Below are 18,082 nucleotides of genomic sequence, written 5' to 3' on the forward strand. Positions count from 1 at the left end.
TTTCCTACATCGGCGCGGGATAGAGCCGGTGGATGCGGCGGATGCCGTTCATCACCTCGGCGGAGAGCGCCACGTCCTTCGCCCCGATATCCGCCTTCAACTGTTCCATGGTCGTCGCGCCGATGATGACGGAGGCCGTGAAGGGCCGCGTCAGGCAGAAGGCGAGGGCCATCTGGGCGGGATCGAGCCCGTGCTCCCGTGCAAGCTCCACATAGGCGCGCACCGCCGGCTCCTGCAGCGGCTGGTAGCGGCCGCCGAGATCGCCGTTCTTCGTCAGGCGCGAGCCTTCCGGCCGCGCGCCGTCGAGATACTTGCCGGTGAGAAGGCCGGCGGCGAGCGGCGAATAGGCGAGCAGCCCGATCTCCTCGTGATGCGAAACCTCCGCAAGGTCGAGATCGTAGGCCCGGTAGAGGAGATTGTATTCGTTCTGGATCGAGGCGACGCGCGGCAGGCCCTTTTCCTCCGCGAGCTTCAGGAGCTGCATCGTGCCCCAGGCCGTATCGTTGGAAAGGCCGAGCGCCCGCACCTTGCCGGCCTTGACGAGTTCGCCGGCCGTTTCGAGGATTTCGAGAAGCTCGGCGGCGACTTTCGCGCGGTCCTGCTTCGAGGGCTCATAGCTCCAGGCGTTGCGGAAATGGTAGTGGCCGCGGTTCGGCCAATGGAGCTGGTAGAGATCGAGATAGTCGGTCTTCAGGCGCGAGAGGCTGTTGTCGATCGCTTCGAGAATGCCCGCACGGCTCATCGGCGCGCCGCCGCGGATATAGGGACGGCCGGGGCCGGCGACCTTGGAGGCAAGCACGATCCTGTCGCGGTTGCCGCGCGCCTTCATCCAGTTGCCGATGAAGCGTTCCGTGTCGCCATAGGTTTCGGGGGAAAGCGGCGTGGTCGGGTAGAGTTCGGCGGTATCGATGAAGTTGACGCCCTGCGAAAAAGCATAATCGAGCTGGTCCACGGCGTCCTGTTCGCTGTTCTGCGAGCCCCAGGTCATCGTGCCGAGGCAGATTTCCGACACGCTGATGCCGGTCCGGCCGAGCGGATTGTATTTCATGGGAGGGAAAATCCTTTGGTGGAAACGGCGCGAATGTAGGCAGCTCATGGCGAAGCGCAAGCCTGAAAGGCGCGATTCCCTGTGTGAAGCGCCCCGGAAAGCCGGGTTGGAGCGGGGCCGCCCGGGCGCCATGCCTTGACTTGCGGGGCCGGAATGTGAATGGAAAAGGAAACATGAGACGGGAGAAACCCCTATGAGCGTAGCATTCACCTTCCCCGGCCAGGGCAGCCAGGCCGTCGGCATGGGCAAGGATCTCGCCGACGCCTTCCCCGAGGCGCGCGCCGTTTTCGCGGAAGTCGACGAGGCCCTCGGCCAGAAGCTTTCCACCATCATGTTCGAAGGGCCCGAGGAAACGCTGACGCTGACCGCCAATGCGCAGCCGGCGCTGATGGCCGTCTCCATCGCTGTCATGCGCGTGCTGGAAGCGCGCGGCCTGTCGCTGAAGGATCAGGTCTCCTATGTCGCCGGCCACTCGCTCGGCGAATATTCGGCGCTCTGTGCCGCCGGCACCTTCTCGCTGGCCGATACCGCGCGCCTGCTGCGCATCCGCGGCAACGCCATGCAGTCGGCCGTTCCGGTCGGCGAGGGCGCCATGGCCGCGATCATCGGCCTTGAGCAGTCCGACGTCGAAGCCATCTGCAAGGAAGCCTCCACCGGCGGCGCCTGCCAGATCGCCAACGACAATGGCGGCGGCCAGCTCGTCATCTCCGGCTCCAAGCCGGCCGTCGAGGTCGCGGCCCGGCTCGCGACGGAGAAGGGCGCCAAGCGCGCGCTGATGCTCTCTGTCTCCGCCCCCTTCCACTCCGCCCTGATGGCGCCCGCCGCCGATGCCATGCGCGAGGCGCTCGCCGCTGTGACGGCCAAGGCCCCCGTCGTGCCGGTCATCGCCAATGTCCGCGCCGCGCCGGTGAGCGACCCTGAGGAAATCGTCAGGCTCCTCGTCGAGCAGGTCACCGGCCAGGTTCGCTGGCGCGAGACGGTCGAATGGTTCGGAAAGAATGACGTGACGACGCTCTACGAAGTCGGCTCCGGCAAGGTGCTGACCGGCCTCGCGCGCCGCATCGACAAGTCCGTCACCGGCATCGCCATCAACACTCCCGCCGATATCGACAGCGCGCTCGCAGCGCTCATCGGCTGATCTCTCTTTAAAGGAACGGAACCATGCTTGATCTTACCGGCCGCAAGGCTCTCGTTACCGGCGCATCCGGCGGCATCGGCGAGGAGATCGCCCGCGTCCTCCACGCCCAGGGCGCCATCGTCGGCCTGCACGGCACCCGCGTCGAGAAGCTGGAAACCCTCGCCAACGATCTCGGCGAACGCGTCCACATCTTCCCGGCCAACCTTTCCGACCGCGCCGAGGTCAAGGCGCTCGGCGAGAAGGCGGAAGCCGAGCTCGGCGGCGTCGACATTCTCGTCAACAATGCCGGCATCACCAAGGACGGCCTCTTCGTGCGCATGAGCGACGAGGACTGGGATGCCGTCCTCGAAGTGAACCTGACGGCCGTCTTCCGCCTGACGCGCGAGCTGACCCATCCGATGATGCGCCGCCGCTACGGCCGCATCATCAACATCACCTCGGTCGTCGGCGTCACCGGCAATCCGGGCCAGGCGAACTACTGCGCCTCCAAGGCCGGCATGATCGGCTTCACCAAGTCGCTGGCCCAGGAGATCGCGACCCGCAACGTCACCGTCAACTGCGTGGCGCCGGGCTTCATCGAAAGCGCGATGACGGGCAAGCTGAACGACAAGCAGAAGGAAGCGATCATGGGGGCGATCCCGATGAAGCGCATGGGCACCGGCGCGGAAGTCGCGTCAGCCGTCGCTTACCTCGCTTCCTCGGAAGCGTCCTACATGACGGGCCAGACGCTGCACGTGAACGGCGGCATGGCGATGATCTGAAGCTGGCCCAAGCGCCCGGCGAAACAGCATAAATTGCATGTTGACCGCTGGCGCACCGGCTATTTTCACACTTTGCGGCAGGCATAAACCGTGTTAATCGGGCCATGACTGCCAGCAGTCGACCGGCAAAAGCCTGAGCGATCGGGCGATACGCAAAAGGATCGTCGATCCCGCATTGCCGGTTGAAGGGTTTGCCGGATGTGTTCTTGAGGCACATCGGGCGTGTTGAGTGTCCGGTGCCGTGAAAGGCGCCGATCAAAAACAAAGGTCGAGGAATCCGACATGAGCGATATCGCAGAACGCGTAAAGAAAATTGTCATTGATCATCTGGGTGTTGACGCCGATAAGGTCAGCGAAGGCGCAAGCTTCATCGATGATCTTGGCGCGGACTCGCTCGACACCGTCGAACTGGTCATGGCGTTCGAAGAAGAATTCGGCGTCGAGATCCCGGACGATGCCGCTGACTCGATCCTGACGGTCGGCGACGCCGTCAAGTTCATCGAGAAGGCCCAGGCCTGATCTGACTGCCGACGGGCCGCCCTGCGGCGGCCCGTCCCGGTCTCCGTCCGGGAGGCCGCACCTCTCCACGAGGCAATGGATTATAAGAATATAAGGGTGGATCACGGACGATGAGGCGTGTCGTTATCACGGGTACCGGCATGGTATCCCCGCTTGGCTGTGGCACCGAAGTGACCTGGAGCCGGCTTCTGGAGGGCCGCAGCGCCGCCGCCAGGGTAACCGCCTTCGAGGTCGAGGACCTTCCCGCGAAGATCGCCTGCTCCATCCCGCTCGGCGACGGTTCCGACGGCACCTACAATGCCGACCAGTGGATGGAACCCAAGGAACAGCGCAAGGTCGATCCGTTCATCACCTATGCCGTCGCAGCCGCCGACATGGCGCTCGAAGATGCCGGCTGGCATCCGAAGACCGACGAGGACCAGATCGCGACCGGCGTGCTCATCGGCTCCGGCATCGGCGGCCTCGAGGGCATCGTCGAGGCCGGCTACACGCTGCGCGACAAGGGCCCGCGCCGCATCTCGCCCTTCTTCATTCCCGGCCGCCTGATCAACCTCGCCTCCGGCCAGGTCTCGATCAAGCACAAGCTGCGCGGCCCGAACCATTCCGTCGTCACGGCCTGTTCGACCGGCGCGCACGCCATCGGCGATGCCAGCCGCCTGATCGCGCTCGGCGATGCCGACGTCATGGTGGCCGGCGGCGCCGAATCGCCGATCTGCCGCATCTCGCTCGCCGGCTTTGCCGCCTGCAAGGCGCTGTCCACCGCCCGCAACGACGATCCGACCGCCGCTTCGCGTCCCTATGACCGCGATCGCGACGGTTTCGTCATGGGCGAGGGCGCCGGCATCGTCGTTCTCGAAGAGCTGGAGCACGCCAAGGCGCGCGGCGCGAAGATCTATGCCGAGGTCGTCGGCTACGGCCTTTCGGGCGACGCATTCCACATCACCGCACCGTCCGAGGACGGCGACGGCGCCTTCCGCTGCATGACCATGGCGCTGAAGCGCGCCGGCATTCCGGCCAGCGAAGTCGACTATATCAACGCGCACGGCACCTCCACCATGGCCGACACGATCGAGCTCGGCGCGGTGGAACGGCTCGTCGGCGATGCGGCCTCCCGTATCTCCATGTCGTCCACCAAGTCCGCCATCGGCCACCTTCTGGGTGCCGCCGGTGCCGTCGAGGCGATCTTCACGGCGCTGGCGATCCGTGACAATATCGCGCCGCCGACGCTCAACCTCGACAATCCTGACGTCGAGACGGCGATCGACCTGGTGCCCCACAAGGCCCGCAAGCGCGAGATCAACGTGGCGCTGTCCAATTCGTTCGGCTTCGGCGGAACGAACGCATCGCTGGTTCTCAAGCGCTACGACGCCTGATCCCGTCCGGGACGCCATGTCGTCCCGGCGCGCCCGCACAACCGAATGAGAAGAGCGGCTTGATCCCGCTTTTGCCGCATTGCTCTGCTGGAAGACGTCGAGCAATGCCCGAACCCATGAGGACAGTCCGTGAGCGACACGAACGATTCCGGCGAGACGCAATTCGGACGCGGCGAGGCCTCCGGCCAGCCCCGCATCATTCCGAAGTCCGCCAATGAGGCCCTGCGCCCCGAGCAGGTGCCCGAACCGCCGAGCCGCCGCCGGTCGCGCAAGGCGCGCAGCCAGGTCGTCATCTTTCTGAATTTCGTCATGACCGTGGTCGTCTTCGCCACGCTCATCGGCGTCGGCATCTTCTATTACGGCATCAAGAGCTATGAGGAAGCCGGTCCCCTGACCGCCAACACGAACTTCATCGTTCGCGGCGGCGCCGGCACCAACGAGATCGCCGCCAATCTCGAACGCAACAACATCATCAGCGACAGCCGCGTCTTCCGCGTGCTCTCGCGCGTCTATCTCGACGGCGAGACGCTGAAGGCCGGTGAATACGAGATCAAGGCCGGCGCCTCCATGCGCGAGATCGTCGAGCTGCTGAAATCCGGCAAGTCGATCCTCTACAGCGTCTCCGTGCCGGAAGGCCTGACGGTCAAGCAGGTGTTCAAGCGCCTCACCGAGGATCCGGTGCTGGAAGGCGACCTGCCGGCCGAGCTGCCGCCGGAAGGCTCGCTGATGACGGACACCTACAAGTTCTCGCGCGGCACGAAGCGCGCCGATATCCTGCACCAGATGCTCGATGCGCAGAAGGCGCTGATCGACCAGATCTGGCAGCGCCGCGACGACAATCTGCCGATCACCACCCGTGAGGAATTCGTCACGCTCGCCTCCATCGTCGAGAAGGAAACCGGCCGGGCCGACGAGCGCTCGCGCGTGGCCTCGGTGTTCCTCAACCGTCTCGAAAAGGGCATGCGCCTGCAGTCGGACCCGACGATCATCTACGGCATGTTCGGCGGCGAGGGTAAGCCCGCCGACCGCCCGATCTTCCAGTCGGACCTCGAGAAGAAGACGCCGTTCAACACCTATATCATCAAGGGCCTGCCGCCGACGCCGATCGCCAATCCCGGCCGCGCGGCGCTGGAAGCCGTCGCCAATCCCTCGCGCACCGCAGACCTCTACTTCGTCGCCGACGGCACCGGCGGCCATGTCTTCGCCGAGACGCTGGACGAGCACAACCAGAATGTCCGGCGCTGGCGTAAGCTGGAAGCGGAGAAGGCGGCCGACGCCGCCAAGGAAACGCAGGGCACGACCACCGCCCAGTAAGGGCGGGATTTCGCAAAAGGCCCCGGTTTTCCGGGGCCTCTTCGTATCTGCGCCACCTTTGATGTGGATCGCTGCCGCTTCCGCCCGCTTGCCGGTTTTCAAGGCCGGGAAACTGTTTCACTTTGGATATCCAATACCGGGCACGCTGCGCGTATCCGGCAGGTCCGCCCGGGCGGGCCGCCACTGGAGGCTGACATGACATTGCAATCGATGACCGGCTTTGCGCGGGTCGAGGGAACCAGCGGACGCACCCGCTGGGCGTGGGAACTGCGTTCGGTGAACGGCAAGGGGCTCGACATGCGCCTGCGCCTGCCGCCCGGCTTCGAGGCGCTGGAAGCGGATGTGCGGCGCCTTGCCGGCGAAGCCTTCTCGCGCGGCAATCTGCAGGTCGGCCTTGCCACCAGCGTCAGCGAAGCGGATATCGAGGCCGTCGTGAACCAGGGCGCGCTGGCCGCCGTCCTTGCCCTGCGCGACCAGCTTGCCGGCACCATCGATCCCGCTCCGATCAAGCTCGATACGCTGCTCTCCGTCCGCGGCATCGTGGACTTCCGCGAGGCGGAGGAGAGCGAGGACGAGCGCGCGGCGCGGGATGGCGACATCCGGGAGGGCTTTGTCGAGGCGGTCCGCCGTCTTGCCGACATGCGGCGCAAGGAAGGAAGCGCGCTCTCCGGCATCCTGCTCGGCCAGGTCGCCCGCATCGAGGCATTGACGGAGGTGGTCGAGGCCGACCCTTCGCGTAGCGTGACGGCAATCGCCGAGCGGCTGGCCGGGCAGGTCGCCATGCTGCTGCAGGGCGCGAGCGCGCTCGACCGAGACCGGCTGCACCAGGAAGCGGCGCTGCTCGCCACCAAGGCGGACCTGCGTGAGGAGATCGACCGGCTGAAGGCCCATGTTGCGGCCGCGCGCGAACTCATCGCCGCAGGCGGCCCCATCGGCCGCAAGCTCGATTTTCTCGCACAGGAATTTAACCGGGAATCGAATACGATCTGTTCCAAGTCGAACGCTGCTGCTGTAACGGCTGCAGGCATCGAGCTGAAGGTGGTCATCGACCAGTTCAGGGAACAGGTCCAGAATTTGGAGTAGGCCATGGCCGAACCGTCGAAAGAGATCCATATCGAGCGCCGCGGGCTCATGCTCGTCATCTCCTCGCCGTCGGGCGCGGGCAAGTCGACCATCGCGCGCAACCTGCTGGAGGCCGATCCCGGCCTCAGCCTGTCGGTCAGCGTGACGACGCGCCAGCGCCGCGCCAGCGAGATCGCCGGCCGGCACTATCACTTCATTTCCAAGCGTGAATTCGAACTTCGCCGCGACTCTGATTCTCTGCTCGAATGGGCCGAGGTGCACGGCAATTTCTACGGCACGCCGCGCGAGCCGGTGGAAGAGGCGATGTCCGCCGGCCGGGACATGCTCTTCGACATCGACTGGCAGGGCGCCCAGCAGCTTCAGGAGAAGATGCCGGCCGACGTCGTCTCGATCTTCATCCTGCCGCCGTCGATGACCGAGCTGCAATCGCGCCTGCACCGCCGCGCGGAGGACACGGAAGAGGTCATCCAGACCCGCCTCGCCAATTCCCGCGCCGAGATCGAGCATTGGCGCGAATATGACTACGTCATCCTCAACGACGACCTCTCCGTCGCCTTCGATGCCGTGCAGAGCATCGTGAAAGCCGAGCGCCTGCGCCGCGACCGGCGGCACGGGCTCTTCGATTTCGTGACGAATCTGGTGACGGAAAAGCCGGTTCTCTAACGGGTCAGTGCCGATCGCACGGTTCCCATTTCGGGATAGCCCCTCACCCTAACCCTCTCCCCGCAAGCGGGGAGAGGGGACTTGTCCCACGGGGCGTCAAAGATCCGGGAAACCAGTGCGGCATATTCCCTTCTCCCCGCTTGCGGGGAGAAGGTGGCCGGCAGGCCGGATGAGGGGCCACGCCCATGCCTCAGAGCGCGTTCGCCAGCCGCACGAACTCTTCCACGCTCAGCGTCTCCGCCCGCCGCTGCGGATCGATCTCCGCCTTTGCCAGCAGCGCTTCGCCCCCAAGCGACTTGACGCTCTGCCGCAGCATCTTGCGGCGCTGGCCGAAGGCCGCATGGGTGACGCGCTCCAAAGCCGCGACATCGCAGGGCAGGGGATTGGCGTTCGGCTCCAGATGCACGACGGAGGACGTTACCTTCGGCGGCGGCGTGAAGGCCTGCGGCGGCACGTCGAAGGCCATGCGGGCATCGGTGCGCCATCCGCAGAGCACACCGAGCCGGCCGTAATGGTCGTCGTTCTCTTCGGCGACGATGCGCAGGCCCACCTCGCGCTGGAACATCAGCGTCAGCGACTCCCAGAACGGCGGCCAGCGCTTCGGCAGCAGCCAGTTGACGAGCAGCTGCGTGCCGACATTGTAGGGCAGGTTGGCAATGATGCGCACCGGCTCGCCGGGCGCCAGCGCCTCGAAATCCGTCTTCAGCGCATCGCCCTCGATCACCGTCAGGCGGCCGGGATAGTGCTCGGAGATTTCCGCCAGCGCCGGCAGGCAGCGCGCATCGCGCTCGATGGCGATGACGCGTTTCGCGCCGAGCGCGAGAATGGCGCGCGTCAGGCCACCGGGGCCGGGACCGACCTCGATCACCGTATGGTTCTCGATGGGGCCGGCAGTGCGGGCGATCTTCTGGGTGAGGTTCAGGTCGAGCAGGAAGTTCTGCCCGAGCGCCTTCTTCGCATCGAGCCCATGCCGCTGGATGACGTCGCGCAGCGGCGGAAGTCCGTCGAGTGCCGCCATCATGCCGTCTCCCCTGCTGCACGCTCATGCGCGGCAAGTGTATTCGCCAGCCGGAGCGCGGCGAGCAGGCTGTCGGGCCTCGCGACGCCCCTGCCGGCCAGCGGGAAGGCCGTGCCATGGTCCGGCGAGGTGCGGATGAAGGGCAGACCCAGCGTCGCGTTGACCGAATCGTCGAAGCCGAGTGCCTTGGCGGGGATCAGCGCCTGGTCGTGATACATGCAGAGCGCCACGTCATAGGTGGCGCGGGCGGCATCGTGGAACATCGTATCGGCCGGCAGCGGGCCGACGGCGTCGATGCCGGCGGTCTTCAGCCGTTCGACCGCGGGGCGCACAATGGCGTCGTCCTCCAGCCCCAGCGCGCCGCCTTCGCCGGCATGGGGGTTGAGGCCGGCAATCGCGAGGCGCGGGCGCTCGATGCCGAAGCGGTGGCGAAGGTCACGCGCGGTGATCGTCGCCGTCTCGACGATGAGGTCCTCGGTGAGGGCGGTGGGGACGTCCTTCAGCGGAATATGGATCGTGACGGGAACGGCGCGCAGCTTCGGGCCTGCCAGGAGCATGACGGGGAGGAGAGCCTCCCGGCCGGTTGCCCTCGCGGCAAGATCGGCAAGGAACTCGGTATGGCCCGGAAAGCCGAAGCCGGCATCGTAGAGAACCGCCTTGGCGATCGGGTTCGTCACGACGGCGGAGGTTCGCCCCGCCATGGTAAGATGGACGGCGGTCTCGATCGAGCCCGTTATGGCCGCGGCGTTGCCGGCATCCGGGGCGCCGGGAACGACGGGCGCCCGGCAGTCGCGGGCAAGAACGGGAATGGCTTTGGGGAAGACGGCAGCTGCCGTTTCCGGCTCCGCCGCGGCGATGGTGACGTCGAGGCCGAGCAGGACGGCCCGCTCACGCAGCACCTTGGCATCGCCGATGAACAGGAAGGCTGGAAGCGAGAGCCGCTCACGGGCGGCCCAAAGGGCGAGGGTGATGTCCGGCCCGATGCCGGCGGGATCGCCCATGGTGAGCGTCAGCGGAGGTGTGTTGGTCTGCGTCATGGGCCCCCGCCGCGAAAGCGCTTCCGGCATGGTGCGCAGCGATTGCCGCCGGAATGCATGGAGAGATAAGACAAGGGCATCGAATGATGCCCTTGCGGGTTCGAGAAGCGTCCCGCAGGAGCGCCGGATCAGCGTTCGGTGATCGTCGCCTTCTTGCGCAGTTCGGCGATGTACTTCTTGCTGTTCTCGTCGTTCTCGTTGTTGCCCTTGGAATTGGCGATGTCCTCCGCGCGGAAGACCATCTCGGCGGCGACGTCGTCGTTGACTTCCCGCTTCTTGCAGATCGCCAGATATTCGACGCCGCGTTCGGTGACGCGCGTGCCGGTCGTCTGGCCGGTCGTCTTCTCGATCAGCGGCTTCCAATCGTCCGGCATCTGGGGTGCGAGGACGCGGCCGAGATCGCGGATCGACACGTCATGCATCGTCGCGGCAAAAGCCTTCGCCTGGTCGCAGCCGGGGAATTTCGAGCGGGAGGCTTCCGCCTCCGCCTTGCGCTTGCCGAGGATCGCGTTGCGGCGCTTTTCAGGTACGACGAAAATCACCTGCTTGAGGAAATATTCCGTCGTCACGGGCTTCTTGCCGCCGTTCTCCTGCATGCGCTCGGCAAGCGTCTTGCCGTTGGTCGAACCGCCGAAGCGGGCATTGACCACGCGCGGCCAGCTCATCTGGACGGCGATGAACTGCTTGAAATGCTCCGGTCCGACCCCGGCCTGGTTCAGGATCTTGCCGAGCTGGTCGGGCGACATCTTGTTCGAGGAGGCAAAGCGCGCATAGGCGGCGTCCACTTCCGAGGTGCTGACGGAGGCGCCCGCACGCAGGACCTCTCCGCGCTTCAGCGCTTCCTCGATGAGTTCCTCGCGGGCCTTGCTGCGAAGGTTGCCCTTCGCGTGCTGCAGCTTCAGGAAGTTGACGCGGCGTTCAAGATCCCCGGAGGTGATCGGCGTGTTGTTGACGACGGCGACGACCGAGGTGGCGGCCTCGGCGGAACCCATCGGGACAGCGATCGTCACAGCCGCTGCAAGCGCAGCGCCCACCATCATGGAACGCACCAGAGATTGTCTGCCCATCATGCCAGTCCCTCTATCCTAATCCATTTCGCCCGCCGGTCCACGCCACGAAAGCGCATGACGGCAACGGTCTATTGTCCCGGATGCATAATACATACGGCCAAACGATGACAAGAGCGGCAAGCGAACGCTATTCGAAGCCGGTGAGCGTGGAATCCCCCACCCGGATGTCACCGAGGGTACGGAACATCAGGCGCGCGCCGATCGACCAGTCGTTCGCCGTGTTGTCGTACTTGTCCCGCTCACGCTCATAGAAGAGCGAGAAGACGGTATCCCGGTCGTCGTAGGAAATGCCGATCCCGTCGCGTGAGATGACATGGTTGCCGATGTCGTAAGTCAGCGAGCCGAAGACGGACCAGTAATCGTGGAACTTGAAGACGGCCTTGCTCTGGAGTTCGCTCGCGCTGTTTTCCAGACCGTAGTCCGGCTGCCCTGCAATGCGCGTATAGACGAATTCCGTCGCGACCTTGACGCCGTCGTAACGCAGGGCGGTATCCGAGCGGCGAAGCGAGAAATCGTCCTTGTCGAGACGTGCGCTGGTGGAGAAGGAGATGCCGTTCGGCAGGTCGAAGCCCGCCATGCCGACATAATCCGAGCTGTCCGTTTCAAGGCCGGAATTCGCGCCGGCATTGACGAGGTCCGGCGTTGCGAAGGAATTCACGCCGCCGAGCTGGAAGGACTGGCCGATGATGCTGCGCAGGAGCACGCCATTGTCGAACGTGCCGGTGTAGCGCAGGCCGATATTGGCCCGGGTGCCGCCCTCGATCCGGTCGAAGCCCGAGAACTTGTCCCGTTCGAAGAGGTTCGTGGCGTCGAAGACGAAGCTCTGGGAATCCTCGTTCGGCAGCCTGCCGGCAAGGTCTTCGTTGGGGCGTGCATAGATCTGCGCGATCGGCTCGAAGAGATGGGTACTGTAATCCGTCGTCGCGAGGATCGGGTAGCGTGCTTCCAGTCCTGCCGTCAGCATCGAACGGGTGGCACTGCTGTCTGACTCGTAGTTTCCAGCATAGCCCGCTGGCGAACGCATATCGAGGCGATGGATATCGCCGCGCGCTGCCAGCAAAGGCGTGAGAACAAGGCCGCCCGGAACCACGAACTGGCGCTTCCATTCCACTTCGCTCGTCAGGCGGGTCATGCCGCCTTCGAGGCCTCGGAAGCGATCCACCCCGCCGAGCGTCGTATAGGTATCGGCGAGATCGCGGTCGATGTTCGTGATGTTCGTCGTCACGCTGAGTTCGCCACCGAGCACGGACTGCGGCACGATATACTCGTGGTCCAGCGTCTGGGCGATCGCCTGGCGGCGCTCGTCTTCGTCGTTCGGATCGGCGTCCTGGACATCGAAATAGAAAGCGCGCAGGTCGAAGCTGTTGCGGCGGCCAAGGCCCGACAGATAGCCCTGGTTGACGTATGTCTTGTCCTTCAGACCGCCTATTTCGTAGGTGCGCGAGAAGTTGTTGTCGGTCTGCGCCATCACGTTCCAGCCGAACGCCCAGCGCGGATTGATCTTGAATTCACCCGTGGAGGCGACCATGCCGCGGAAGCCGTCTTCCAGGCGGTCGCTCGTATTGGCCGTGAAGACGTCCGAGTTCAGCTGCCGGATGCCGGCGGCGCGCAGCGTTATCAGGCCATTATGGAAGCGCTTGCGGAATTCCGCCTCCATCAGGAAGCCCTGATTGGTGAGGACGGTCGGTGACAGCGTCGCGTCCATGTCGGGGGCGATCGCGATATAGTAGGGGGTCGTCACGCCGAAGCCGAGCTTCTGCGCATACTGGAACTTCGGGAAGAGGAAGCCGGTCTTGCGTTTGACGGTATGGTCCGGCACCTCGAGCACCGGAATATAGGCGATCGGCTTGCCGAACATCTCGAAGCGGGCGCGCTCGAGGCGGATCGTTTTGGTGCGGCCGTTCTGCACGATGCGCTCGGCCTTGACCTCCCAGACGCCGCGATGCGTCGGGTCGGTGGCGCAGGGCGTACAGGCGGTATAGACGGCGTGGTTGAGGATCATCTCCTCGTCGTTGACGCGTTCGCCGCTGGTGGCCGCCATCTTGGTGAGGTCGGTGGTCTCGACGCGCAGCGCGTTGACGAAGCCGTTGGCGAAATCGTCCGAAAGGTCCATCTCCTCGCCATAGAGGCGATTGCCGGTCGGTTCGATCAGTTCGATATTGCCGCGGGCTTTCAGCCGGCCCGTCTTCTGGTCGTATTCGACCTCGCGGGCGACGAGATGGTAGCCGCCGTAATTGATCTGTACGGCGCCGCGGGCGACAACCGTCTCGTTGTCCCTGTTGTAGACGAGTTCGTTGGCAGCGAGAACCAGCTTGCTGCCTTCGGGAATCTTCGGCTCCATCGTCCCGATATCGGGCGACTGGGCATATGCGGGCAGGGAGAAGACGGGCATGAGGGCGCACGTGGCCGCACCTGCAAGCAGGGCGGCTTTCAACCACCGATTCTTTTTGCGGTCGCCTGCCGCCACTAGCCGTCCTCCTGATGCAGAAGAATCGTCGCGCCCAAGGACATTGCGACGACCACTGGGAGCCAGGCCGCAACGAACGGAGGAACAACACCGCTGCTTCCGAATGCCTTCACAAGCACGGTGACGACATAAAGCATGAAGCCTGACAGGATTCCACCCAGAATCACCGCACGCGATTGGTTAAACCGACTAAATTTTAACGATACACAGGCCGCGATCAGCGTCATCGCAACCAGGAGAAGCGGCAGCGAAAGCATCGAGTGGAGTTGCGTTTGCATCGCATAGGTCGGGAAGCCGAAGGATCTGGCGGCCTCGATCTTTCGTCCCAGCTCGAAAAACGCAATGTTTTCAGGTTTCTCCAGGCTCTCTTGGACGAATTCCCGTTTCAGGTTGGTACGAAGCTGTACCTCGTCGAGACGAACCGGCAATTCGCCGATGCGAGTCTCGCGGACGTTCTTAAGAAGCCAGTAACCATCTTCCAAAGTGGCCGAGTCGGCGTCCTGCCTGAGGACGATCCCGCCGGCCTGGTCGAAGTGGATGACGGAGACGTTGAGAAGACGCGTGCCGCCGTCGAGCATCGCCTTGGCGCCGATGATCGCCTGGTCCTTGCCGTAGATCTGGCGCAGCCATGGAACGGTGTTTTCGGCCCGTGCATTGGTCGCGCCCCAGGAGGCTTCGAGCTCCTGCGACTTCCTGTTGCCCCAGGCGGCAAGCGGATTGAGCACCAGCACGGCGGCAAGGCCGAACAGGAAGGCGCCGACGATGAAGGGACGCAGGAACTGCCAGACGGAAATGCCCGCCGCGCGCGTCACGACCAGTTCGTAACGGCGGTTGAGCGAGATCAGCGCGGCCATGCCGGAAAACAGCGCGACGAAGGGCACCGTCTGCATGAGGATCGTCGGGATGCGCAGCGCCGTGACGAGGAGGCCGATCGAGACCGTATAATGCGGCAGCGCGCCGGCGCGGTTCGACATCTCGCTGAAATCGATGATGAAGACCAGCGAGAAGACGCCGAGCAGGAACCACACCGTGGTGGTGATGTAGCGGCGGAAGAAATAGAGGCCGAGCGTGCGAATCATGAGCTGGTGCCCCCGCCGACGGAGGGCGTACCCGGGCTGATGAACCGCGAAAGCAGCCTTGCGCGCAACGCCGCCAGCCGTTCGCCGAGCGTGGCCGGAATCTCCAGGCTCTTGTTGCGCGCGAGATAGCGGATCGCGAGCCCCCCGGTGACGAGCGGTATGAGATACATGATCACGGTGAAGGCGATCGAGTTCTCGGCATTGTTCGATGCATAGAAACTCGCCCAGCGAATGAAGAGTGCCGTCAGCAGCGCGGTGACCATAGGATGGATGCGCGCTTCACGGTGTGAGCGCGCGTCGCCGCTGACGACGAGCGCGATCAGGCCGAAGACCGCGGGCAGCAACCACTCGGAGAAGCGGCGGTGCAGCTCGGCGGTGAAAGCGCCCGGATTGCGCTTGAAATAGGGGTCTTCCGGGTCGGGGTCGAGAAGATAGGGCAGGTCCCGGTCCTTCGGCCTTATATTGGCCTGCCCGGCGCTCTGGGTAAGGTCGGCAAGGTCGAAGGCATAGGATTCGAATCGGATGACCGAGACGTTGCCGTCCGGCAGCTTGCGGTGCACCTCGCCGTCCTTCATCACCAGTGCCGAGCTCTTCTCGTCCACGGCGCCCTCGCGGGCGTAATAGACCATCTCGAAGCGCGGATCGCGCGTATCGGCAACGAAGATGCCGCGCAGGACGCCGCCGTTGCGCCGTTCGGCAACCTGTACATAGAGGCCGTCGGTGATCTTGCGGAAGGTGTTTTCCTGCACGACCGCGGAGAGCATGTCGGCATGGGCCGTCGCGATCATCTTGCGAACGGCCATGCGCGAATAGGGCTCGACGAAATTGTCGACGGCGAAGGAGACGAAGCTCATCGCCACGGCGAGGATCATGATCGGCCGGATGATCGTGACGCGTGAGGCACCCGCCGCATTCAGCACCGTCAGTTCCGAATCGCCGTTCATCACGGTCAGCGTCTGCGAAACGCCGATGACGAGCGCGAAGGGCAGGATGATCGGAATGACGGACGGCAGGATCAGCGTCGCGAGCTTCACGAAGGCGAAGATCGACTGGCCGCTGTCGGTGACGAGGTTGATGCTGGTCAACGCCTGCGTGACCCAGACGATGCCGAGCAGGGGCAGGAGCGTGGCGACGAACATGAGCGACGCCCGCCGCAGGATATAGCGCTCGATCAGTTTCATCTTTCAGTCCGCACGTCCGACAAGCGGTTCCGGTCCACGCCCAAGGCGCCCGTCAACGGAACTGCAAATGGGCATATAAGCTTTCTTGAGGCTGACGCCATAGCGAAGAGTGTCCGCCCGGATGGAAAATTTCTGGCGAACAAGCATGCTTAACGATCTCTAAACAAGCGGGCGCGTCTTGCCAAGCGCCGCAAAAGCGACAAGGAATTGATGCGACTGGAGCCGTTCCGGCAGAAGCGCAAGGTGGTTTTGCACGCGGAACGGCAGAAACGAAAGATGGAGCTTCCCGCGATTCGCGGAAAGCTCCGGTGGCCCGCGCGGCTGAAATAAAAGGCCGCAAGGCCATATCGGAGTGAATCATGGCTTTCAAATTCGACATCGGTTTCGCAAAGACGGCGCGCGGGGCGGGTGACCTCGCGATCCTTCTGCAGGTCGCCGGCGGCGAGCCCGCGGCGATCGGCGAGGTCGATCCGGCTGGCGCCGTGGCTCGCGCGGCCGGGGTTGCGAAATTCACCGGCAAGGCGCTGAAGAGCCTCGATGTTCTCGCGCCGCATGGCGCATCGGTCGACCGCATCCTCGTGCTCGGCCTCGGCGAGGCGGAAAAGCTCGTTGCGCATGACTGGCTGAAGCTGGGCGGGGCCGCTGCCGGCAGGATCGGCCGCGCCGAGAAGGTGGCGATCCATCTCGATGCCCCCGGCGTCTCGGTGACGGGGAAGAACGCCGCCGACTTCGTGCTCGGCCTGCAACTCGGCGCCTACAGCTTCGATCTCTACAAGACGAAGAAGAGCGAGGACGACGAGGCGAAGAACGGCAAGGCCGTCAAGGTGACGATCGTCACCGCCGAGGCCGGTGCGGCGAAGAAGGCGAACGACGTCTCCGAAGCCGTTGCCGAAGGCGTCATCCTCGCGCGCAACCTCGTCAACGAGCCGGCCAACGTGCTCGGCCCCGTCGAATTCGCCGACAAGGCCAAGGCGCTGGAGAAGCTCGGCGTCGAGGTGGACATCCTCACCGAGCGCGAAATGAAGAAGCTCGGCATGGCCGCCCTGCTCGGCGTTGCGCAGGGCTCCGTTCGCCCGCCACGCCTCGCGGTCATGCACTGGAAGGGCGGCAAGGAGAAGGACCGGCCGGTTGCCTTCATCGGCAAGGGCGTCGTCTTCGACACCGGCGGCATTTCCATCAAGCCGGCCGCCGGCATGGAGGACATGAAGGGCGACATGGGCGGCGCGGCCGCCGTCATCGGCCTCATGCACACGCTCGCGGCCCGCAAGGCCAAGGCCAATGTCGTCGGCATCCTCGGCCTCGTGGAAAACATGCCCGACGGCAATGCCCAGCGCCCCGGCGATATCGTCAAGTCGATGTCCGGCCAGACCATCGAGGTCATCAATACCGATGCCGAAGGCCGCCTCGTGCTCTGCGATGCGCTCTGGTACTGCAACGAGACCTTCAAGCCGCAATTCATGGTGAACCTCGCGACGCTGACCGGCGCGATCATGGTGGCGCTCGGCAGCCACCATGCCGGCCTGTTCTCCAACGACGACACGCTCGCCGCGCGCCTCACCGCCGCGGGCCTTTCGACGAACGAGCGCCTTTGGCGCATGCCGCTCGGCCGCGAATACGACAAGATGATCGACAGCAAGTTCGCCGACATGAAGAACACCGGCGGCCGCTATGCCGGCTCGATCACCGCCGCGCAGTTCCTCCAGCGCTTCGTCAAGGACACGCCCTGGGCGCACCTCGATATCGCCGGCACCGCCATGGGTTCGCCGACCGACGAGATCAACCAGTCCTGGGCCTCCGGCTTCGGCGTGCGCCTGCTCGACGAACTCGTGCGCGCCCATTACGAAGGGTGAGGGAGAGGTGAGCGAAGTCCTCTTCTATCACCTGACGGAATCCAAACTCGAAGACGCGCTGCCGCCGCTGCTCGACAAGAGTCTGGAGCGCGGCTGGCGCGTCGTCGTGCAGGCGGGCGATGCCGAGCGCCGCGATGCGCTCGACACGCATCTGTGGACCTTCCGCGAGGACAGCTTCCTGCCGCACGGCACCGACGAGCAGGCATTTCCCGAAGAGCAGCCGGTGCTGCTGACGGCAACGCCCGACAACCCGAACGCCGCCACCGTCCGCTTCCTCGTCGCCGGCGCGCCGCCGCCGCCGCTCGACGCCTATGAGCGCGTCATCTTCATGTTCGACGGCTACGACCAGAGCGAGGTGGAAACCGCGCGCGAGCACTGGAAGCGCCTGAAAGGCGAGGGGCACCAGCTAACCTACTGGCAGCAGAACGGTGACGGGCGCTGGATGAAGAAGGCCTGATCCGGCCGCCTTTTCCGAGGCATC

At 64.7% G+C, this 18,082-nt stretch carries 16 protein-coding genes; 9 read left to right on the forward strand and 7 right to left on the reverse strand.

Annotated features, from left to right (window positions below):
- Positions 1 to 4 precede the first annotated feature (4 nt).
- Positions 5 to 1,048, reverse strand: coding sequence for an aldo/keto reductase (locus tag ShzoTeo12_RS03610; protein WP_318911307.1), 1,044 nt, complete (start codon positions 1,046 to 1,048; stop codon positions 5 to 7).
- A gap of 193 nt (positions 1,049 to 1,241) precedes the next feature.
- On the opposite strand from ShzoTeo12_RS03610, the gene fabD reads away from it, so the two are divergent.
- The 7 genes from fabD (at position 1,242) to gmk (ending at position 7,899) form a co-directional block, all read left to right on the forward strand.
- Positions 1,242 to 2,186: an ACP S-malonyltransferase gene (gene fabD / locus ShzoTeo12_RS03615; RefSeq protein WP_318911308.1), complete on the forward strand. Its 945-nt coding sequence runs from the start codon at positions 1,242 to 1,244 to the stop codon at positions 2,184 to 2,186.
- A 23-nt stretch (positions 2,187 to 2,209) separates the two neighbouring features.
- Entirely contained in the window at positions 2,210 to 2,947 is a 738-nt protein-coding gene (fabG, locus tag ShzoTeo12_RS03620; RefSeq protein ID WP_119259148.1) for a 3-oxoacyl-[acyl-carrier-protein] reductase, read from the forward strand.
- Between the two features lie 282 nt (positions 2,948 to 3,229).
- Positions 3,230 to 3,466, forward strand: a complete 237-nt coding sequence (locus ShzoTeo12_RS03625) for an acyl carrier protein (RefSeq protein WP_097139127.1) — start codon at positions 3,230 to 3,232, stop codon at positions 3,464 to 3,466.
- A 110-nt stretch (positions 3,467 to 3,576) separates the two neighbouring features.
- Complete coding sequence (gene fabF, locus ShzoTeo12_RS03630) at positions 3,577 to 4,839, forward strand: beta-ketoacyl-ACP synthase II (RefSeq protein ID WP_318911309.1); 1,263 nt, start codon at positions 3,577 to 3,579, stop codon at positions 4,837 to 4,839.
- 129 nt (positions 4,840 to 4,968) lie between these two features.
- Positions 4,969 to 6,153: an endolytic transglycosylase MltG gene (gene mltG, locus ShzoTeo12_RS03635; RefSeq protein ID WP_119259150.1), complete on the forward strand. Its 1,185-nt coding sequence runs from the start codon at positions 4,969 to 4,971 to the stop codon at positions 6,151 to 6,153.
- 195 nt (positions 6,154 to 6,348) lie between these two features.
- The gene (locus tag ShzoTeo12_RS03640) at positions 6,349 to 7,236 is read left to right on the forward strand and encodes a YicC/YloC family endoribonuclease (protein WP_318911310.1); all 888 of its coding nucleotides are present in this window, start codon (positions 6,349 to 6,351) and stop codon (positions 7,234 to 7,236) included.
- 3 nt (positions 7,237 to 7,239) lie between these two features.
- Positions 7,240 to 7,899: a guanylate kinase gene (gene gmk / locus ShzoTeo12_RS03645; protein WP_119259152.1), complete on the forward strand. Its 660-nt coding sequence runs from the start codon at positions 7,240 to 7,242 to the stop codon at positions 7,897 to 7,899.
- 190 nt (positions 7,900 to 8,089) lie between these two features.
- Here the strand turns inward: gmk and rsmA are convergent, their stop codons facing one another.
- The 6 genes from rsmA to lptF form a co-directional block, all read right to left on the reverse strand.
- On the reverse strand, positions 8,090 to 8,917 hold the full coding sequence (rsmA, locus tag ShzoTeo12_RS03650; protein ID WP_318912366.1) for a 16S rRNA (adenine(1518)-N(6)/adenine(1519)-N(6))-dimethyltransferase RsmA: 828 nt from the start codon (positions 8,915 to 8,917) through the stop codon (positions 8,090 to 8,092).
- Positions 8,917 to 9,954 carry a 4-hydroxythreonine-4-phosphate dehydrogenase PdxA gene (pdxA, locus tag ShzoTeo12_RS03655; protein ID WP_318911311.1) on the reverse strand — a complete coding sequence of 346 codons (1,038 nt, stop codon included), beginning with the start codon at positions 9,952 to 9,954 and terminating at the stop codon, positions 8,917 to 8,919. The genes rsmA and pdxA overlap by 1 nt, the downstream gene beginning before the upstream one ends.
- 128 nt (positions 9,955 to 10,082) lie before the next feature.
- Positions 10,083 to 11,024, reverse strand: a complete 942-nt coding sequence (locus ShzoTeo12_RS03660; RefSeq protein WP_119259155.1) for a peptidylprolyl isomerase — start codon at positions 11,022 to 11,024, stop codon at positions 10,083 to 10,085.
- Between the two features lie 127 nt (positions 11,025 to 11,151).
- Entirely contained in the window at positions 11,152 to 13,491 is a 2,340-nt protein-coding gene (locus ShzoTeo12_RS03665; RefSeq protein WP_318911312.1) for an LPS-assembly protein LptD, read from the reverse strand.
- A complete protein-coding gene (gene lptG / locus ShzoTeo12_RS03670; protein WP_119259157.1) occupies positions 13,491 to 14,570 on the reverse strand; it encodes an LPS export ABC transporter permease LptG in 1,080 nt (359 codons plus the stop codon). The genes ShzoTeo12_RS03665 and lptG overlap by 1 nt, the downstream gene beginning before the upstream one ends.
- Complete coding sequence (lptF, locus tag ShzoTeo12_RS03675) at positions 14,567 to 15,751, reverse strand: LPS export ABC transporter permease LptF (RefSeq protein WP_318911313.1); 1,185 nt, start codon at positions 15,749 to 15,751, stop codon at positions 14,567 to 14,569. The genes lptG and lptF overlap by 4 nt, the downstream gene beginning before the upstream one ends.
- Positions 15,752 to 16,110: 359 nt before the next feature.
- Between lptF and ShzoTeo12_RS03680 the strand changes: the two genes are divergently transcribed.
- Both ShzoTeo12_RS03680 and ShzoTeo12_RS03685 read left to right on the forward strand, forming a co-directional pair.
- Complete coding sequence (locus tag ShzoTeo12_RS03680; protein ID WP_318911314.1) at positions 16,111 to 17,601, forward strand: leucyl aminopeptidase; 1,491 nt, start codon at positions 16,111 to 16,113, stop codon at positions 17,599 to 17,601.
- Positions 17,602 to 17,608: 7 nt separating this feature from the next.
- On the forward strand, positions 17,609 to 18,058 hold the full coding sequence (locus tag ShzoTeo12_RS03685; RefSeq protein ID WP_119259160.1) for a DNA polymerase III subunit chi: 450 nt from the start codon (positions 17,609 to 17,611) through the stop codon (positions 18,056 to 18,058).
- Positions 18,059 to 18,082 lie beyond the last annotated feature (24 nt).

Origin of the sequence: Shinella zoogloeoides, assembly GCF_033705735.1 — a bacterium.
GTDB classification, from domain to species: Bacteria; Pseudomonadota; Alphaproteobacteria; order Rhizobiales; family Rhizobiaceae; genus Shinella; species Shinella zoogloeoides_A.